This is a genomic window from Maribrevibacterium harenarium (assembly GCF_006385675.1).
In the GTDB taxonomy this organism is placed as follows: domain Bacteria; phylum Pseudomonadota; class Gammaproteobacteria; order Pseudomonadales; family Marinomonadaceae; genus Marinomonas; species Marinomonas harenarium.
On the sequence record NZ_VFRR01000082.1, the window covers coordinates 1 to 4,533 of the forward strand.

The 4,533-nt window shown below is 42.8% G+C and carries 6 protein-coding genes; 5 read left to right on the plus strand and 1 reads right to left on the minus strand.

What is annotated here, in order from left to right; all coding sequences use genetic code 11:
* Positions 1-174 precede the first annotated feature (174 nt).
* Positions 175-1,161, plus strand: coding sequence for a Fic family protein (locus FJM67_RS16925; RefSeq protein ID WP_235890097.1), 987 nt, complete (start codon positions 175-177; stop codon positions 1,159-1,161).
* 230 nt (positions 1,162-1,391) lie between these two features.
* Here the strand turns inward: FJM67_RS16925 and FJM67_RS16930 are convergent, their stop codons facing one another.
* Positions 1,392-1,562, minus strand: coding sequence for a helix-turn-helix domain-containing protein (locus FJM67_RS16930; protein WP_219846040.1), 171 nt, complete (start codon positions 1,560-1,562; stop codon positions 1,392-1,394).
* Positions 1,563-1,754: 192 nt separating this feature from the next.
* On the opposite strand from FJM67_RS16930, the gene FJM67_RS16935 reads away from it, so the two are divergent.
* Genes FJM67_RS16935 through FJM67_RS16945 form a run of 4 tightly spaced genes read left to right on the plus strand, consistent with a single transcriptional unit; the run spans position 1,755 to position 3,814 of the window.
* Positions 1,755-1,976 (plus strand): hypothetical protein, encoded by a 222-nt coding sequence (locus FJM67_RS16935; RefSeq protein WP_140591860.1) that lies wholly within the window; start codon positions 1,755-1,757, stop codon positions 1,974-1,976.
* Between the two features lie 59 nt (positions 1,977-2,035).
* On the plus strand, positions 2,036-2,329 hold the full coding sequence (locus FJM67_RS17705; protein WP_235890098.1) for an Arm DNA-binding domain-containing protein: 294 nt from the start codon (positions 2,036-2,038) through the stop codon (positions 2,327-2,329).
* Positions 2,227-3,186: a tyrosine-type recombinase/integrase gene (locus tag FJM67_RS16940; RefSeq protein WP_219846045.1), complete on the plus strand. Its 960-nt coding sequence runs from the start codon at positions 2,227-2,229 to the stop codon at positions 3,184-3,186. Before FJM67_RS17705 ends, FJM67_RS16940 begins: the two co-directional genes overlap by 103 nt.
* On the plus strand, positions 3,176-3,814 hold the full coding sequence (locus tag FJM67_RS16945) for a hypothetical protein (RefSeq protein ID WP_140591862.1): 639 nt from the start codon (positions 3,176-3,178) through the stop codon (positions 3,812-3,814). The genes FJM67_RS16940 and FJM67_RS16945 overlap by 11 nt, the downstream gene beginning before the upstream one ends.
* Positions 3,815-4,533 lie beyond the last annotated feature (719 nt).

Genomic DNA, 4,533 nt, shown 5'->3' on the forward strand with positions numbered 1-4,533 from the left:
CGGAAACGAAGATTAGATCAAACTGGCCGGATCACACCGAAACGCGTGGCTGAATGATACCGGAATCGGTGGCCAGACAAACCGAAATACGCAGTCTTCTCAATAAGCTCATATTGGCAGCTAAACATGTCTTATTCCCCCCCATTTCAGCTAACACATACCATGATCAGATTGGTGTCTGATATCTCTCAACAGATTGGAAAGTGGACGGCATCTGAAGACAAACTATTTCCTGAACTGCGAAAAGAAAACCGGATTCGGACTATTCAAGCGTCTCTAGCAGTAGAACAGAACACGCTGTCACTTGAGCAGGTTACGGCACTGATCAATGGTAAAACAGTGCTTGGTTCACCTAAGGAAATACAGGAAGTACACAACGCATTTTCAGCGTATGAAAACCTAGATCGTTGGAGTGAGGTAGATGGGGATCATCTCCTCGAAGCTCATGGATATATGATGCGAGGGTTGATACTAGATGCTGGGCAGTGGAGAAATGGTGGAGCGGGCATTTACCGAGGCGATAAGCTTGTGCATATGGCGCCACCGGCAAACCAAGTGCCGCGTCTAATGATACAACTCTTGGGTTGGCTCAGGGATACTGATGCTCATCCGTTAATTGCTTCAGCGGCGTTCCATTATGAGTTTGAGTTCATTCACCCTTTCAGTGACGGGAATGGGAGAATGGGGCGATTTTGGCAAACACTCATCCTAAGTAAATGGAATTCAATGCTCTCATACTTGCCTGTCGAAACGGTCATAAAGGCCAAACAGAATGAATATTATTCAGCTCTTCGGGAGGCGGATTCTAAGTGTGACTGTACTGCGTTTATTGAATTTTTGTTGTCATCGATGAATGAAGCGCTTAACGAGGCTATTCAGGTAGGGGCAAAAATGCGGGTAGAAAAACCATTGAAGACTACTGAAATGCGGGTAGAAACGCAGGTAGAAATGCGGGTAGAAAAACCATTGAAGACTACCGATCAGATATTGCTGATGCTTGAAGAAGACCCAACTCTTACTTTGTCTGAGCTTTCTGCGCGTATTGGTCGTGTAAAAAGCACCGTCGAAAGAGCGGTTGGAAAGCTCAAAAAAGAAGGGCGATTGGAGTTTCGCGGCCCTAAAAAAGGCGGGCGTTGGGTTGTGCTTTCGCAAAGAAAGTAGCTCCAGCCGATCCTAATCGAGTATGCGCTTTGATCGTAAATGCATGAGTCCCCAAAGCCCGATTTTACAGCCCAAAAGCTGGCTATGATAGTAAGTGAAAATAATGACTAATAAGAATTTCTTATATGCTTAGGTGATTTCAGGCGAGTCAATTGATGCCATTGGAACACAACGGGAGCTTTCGTTCGATTAAAGGATCGTATTTCATTGGCTTCAACTGACTCTAAATTCTACTTATCTTCCGCTTGCTCAGGGATGTACTCAACTAAATCTGCAATCGAGCAATTAAAGTAAGCACAGAGTAAATCCAAATTGGATGTGACGGTACTAAATCCTTTTTGATTTGCCATCTTTGAAAGTGACACTCTATTCACACCACTCTCTTCGGCTACCAATGTCATGGTCACGCGCCGTCCCTCTCGAAATGATTTATCAGAAATTAGCTCTTTTATCCGAAATCGGAGCATGAATACCTCTCTTGTATATAAATAGATACAAATTAGTGTTGACGTGAACAAAAACCATGGCTAGTATGTAATTGTTGTTTAGATATCGTTACAAACATTCCTAAATACTAACTATTGAGGTTGTATATGAACACATACCTTACCACAGAACAGCTAGCGGATAGAATCCACTACAACCCACGCACCATCAGAAATGAGCTTTTAGATAGCTGTCTATTCGAAGGACGTCATTACATTCGCCCATTTAACCGACGCAAAATCTTGTTTATTTGGGAAACGATTGAACAAGACATGCTATCCCAATCAGATGACACAATTGCTTTAGCTACCGCATTAGAGGAGGAGTAAAAATGGCTAGTGTTAGCATTCGAAAAGAGAGCAATACGCTCTATTTGGATTTCCGTTATATGAATACGCGCTGTCGAGAGCAGACGAGTTTTAAAAATACGATTGCAAATCGACGTCGTTTAGAAAAGCTACTCGTGACAATTGAAGCAGAAATGCTGGCTGGCACGTTTCGTTATGCGAAACACTTCCCAGATAGCAAATACGTGCAAAAATTTTCTGAGAAGGAGCTGGAGCTACATGACCCACTAGAATGGTCGAACTTGCGAAACCAGAGAGTTATCCCGCTGTTGAAAAGTTCGTTCTTGAATGGTTTGAGCGCAACAAAATTGCCTGGCGTAAATCTCATACCGTGAATATTGAGAACATCATCAAGAAACACTACTTGCCGTTTTTTGGTGAAACCAAGATCGGCGACATCACCCGTAATGATCTCTTAAAATTTCGTTCTGCCCTCGCCAAAGTGCCTGGACGAAATGGAAGAGAGAGTCTGACGAACACTCGTATCAATAAGATCATGGATCCATTGAAACGCATTTTCGAGGATGCCGCCGAGGAATTTAACTTTATCACGCCCTATATTCGAATCAAGCCACTTAAGTCGCAAAAGTCAGATGTCCAGCCGTTCACTTTTAATGAAGTAAATTTGATCTTAGATCAGGTACGGGAAGATTATCGAGACTATTACCTTATCCGCTTTTTCACTGGTATGCGCACCGGTGAGATCGATGGCTTGAAATGGAAATACGTAGACTTAACTAGCCGCATCATAAAAATTCGCGAGACTGTTGTTGCTGGAGAGGAGGATCTGACTAAAACAGAGTCATCTATTCGCGACATACACATGAGCCAGCCCGTATATGAGGCCTTCAAGAGACAAAGATTGAGATCGCTACGTTTTGGTAAGTTTGTATTTTGTAATCGTTACGGTGAAGCGATGGATCACAATAATATCACCAAGCGTGTGTGGTACCCCTTGTTAAAACGGCTGGGGTTAGAAAAGCGACGTCCGTATCAAACTCGCCACACTGCAGCAACATTGTGGTTGGCTGCTGGTGAATCACCTGAGTGGATAGCCATGCAAATGGGACACTCTACCACCGAGATGCTTTTTAGGGTGTATTCGCGTTATGTACCCAATCTTACTCGTATGGACGGTAGTGCTATGGACAAACTTTTGGCGGAGAAATTGGAGGTGGCCAATGCGCTTTAACTCAAAATCATCAATACAGCCAAGTCTTCATGATGTGAATGGTTTAGTTAGATTTAAAGGATGCTACTTGTTGAAGGCAGTCGGTAGCAGGGCCATTGGAAATAATATTAAAGTCAGGGTGGCCATCTTTGCGGATATTGAAAACACAGGGACTATAGAGGTGAGGCTGTTGGGAGGGAACTTTGGCGAGCTTGTTCGCTTTGAGAATGAGTACCTTCAAATAGAAGTTGCGTTTAAAAAGTTGAAATTTGGCCACTTCTTCTATCTTGCTTGGTATGAGGAAAAAGGGGCATTGGCTGACAATTTTGTCTCGGATCATCTGGCTAATGTAATTACAAATGATGTTGCCAACTTGAAGTCTGCCGTTGCGGAGATGGTGTGCACACTACCGACGGCGTGTATGCGAGATTACTGCGCCAATATCCTTGATCAATTACCGGAGAGCCTCTCTTCATGCGCTTGGGAAAAACTTAGTAAATCATTAGTCGGTAAGAAGGAAGAGGAGGTGTGTATCTTTCTAACTGAGTTCATGTGTCGGGACGACGTGCTCCTATGCGGGTATTTTCTAGACCTAATGCATGAGAAGAAACCTTACCAAATATGGGAGAAGAAATTACTAGGTCATTGAAATATCTTCTATACTGAAGTGAAGCATCATGGTAACCCAAACAACAGCTCTCGTCCTGAGAGCTGTTTCATTTCTAGGGCAAAAAAGAAGTTACTCATCTCTATCAACTAGCTAGTCATACCCCGTCCTAAGTTTACAGCGTATTGCTCACTACCAGCACTCGCAACCAACTTGCCCCGAAGAAGATTGTTATCTGTCGTCAAATCTACAGAGCTTTAAATGCCTAATCAGTGTAACCAAGCTGGGCTTTAAAAGCCAAGCTGTAGTGGTGGCTTTGGGTACTTAAGTAGTACTAAGAGAGTATGTGTGCAAAGAGAGTTGTGAAGCCTCGAAATTGGCTACAAATTGATGCCGAAGGTCCCCTTGAAAGGGGAGTTAGTGACTTCATTTTAGCCGAAATCTGTGACCGAAATGATGCTTCAAAAGCTTAAAAAATTTCAAATGGATTTAGTTGTGTAGAGCTTGGTGGGGGTGATTCAGAAATTTTTTAAAATTTAAGTTATTGATTTATATGAATATAGTTTATATGATATGGCATGCATTTATTTGGGTAAAATAAAGTACACTACAAAAATAGCCCTCATAACCCGAAGATCCGGCTCCCGCAACCAATTAGCACTTAGTTGGTCACATAACTCTCTTCTAGTTCAAGAAAATTTATCAGCTATATCAATAGTTTACATGACGCGGGATGGAGCAGCCTGGTAGCTCGTCGGGCT

What these genes read in the sequence shown, in the direction of transcription:
- FJM67_RS17705 (WP_235890098.1), top strand. Translation starts at nt 2,036, where the DNA reads ATGAATACGCGCTGTCGAGAGCAGACGAGTTTTAAAAATACGATTGCA.
- FJM67_RS16945 (WP_140591862.1), top strand. Translation starts at nt 3,176, where the DNA reads ATGCGCTTTAACTCAAAATCATCAATACAGCCAAGTCTTCATGATGTG.
- FJM67_RS16930 (WP_219846040.1), bottom strand. Translation starts at nt 1,562, where the DNA reads ATGACATTGGTAGCCGAAGAGAGTGGTGTGAATAGAGTGTCACTTTCA.
- FJM67_RS16940 (WP_219846045.1), top strand. Translation starts at nt 2,227, where the DNA reads ATGGTCGAACTTGCGAAACCAGAGAGTTATCCCGCTGTTGAAAAGTTC.
- FJM67_RS16935 (WP_140591860.1), top strand. Translation starts at nt 1,755, where the DNA reads ATGAACACATACCTTACCACAGAACAGCTAGCGGATAGAATCCACTAC.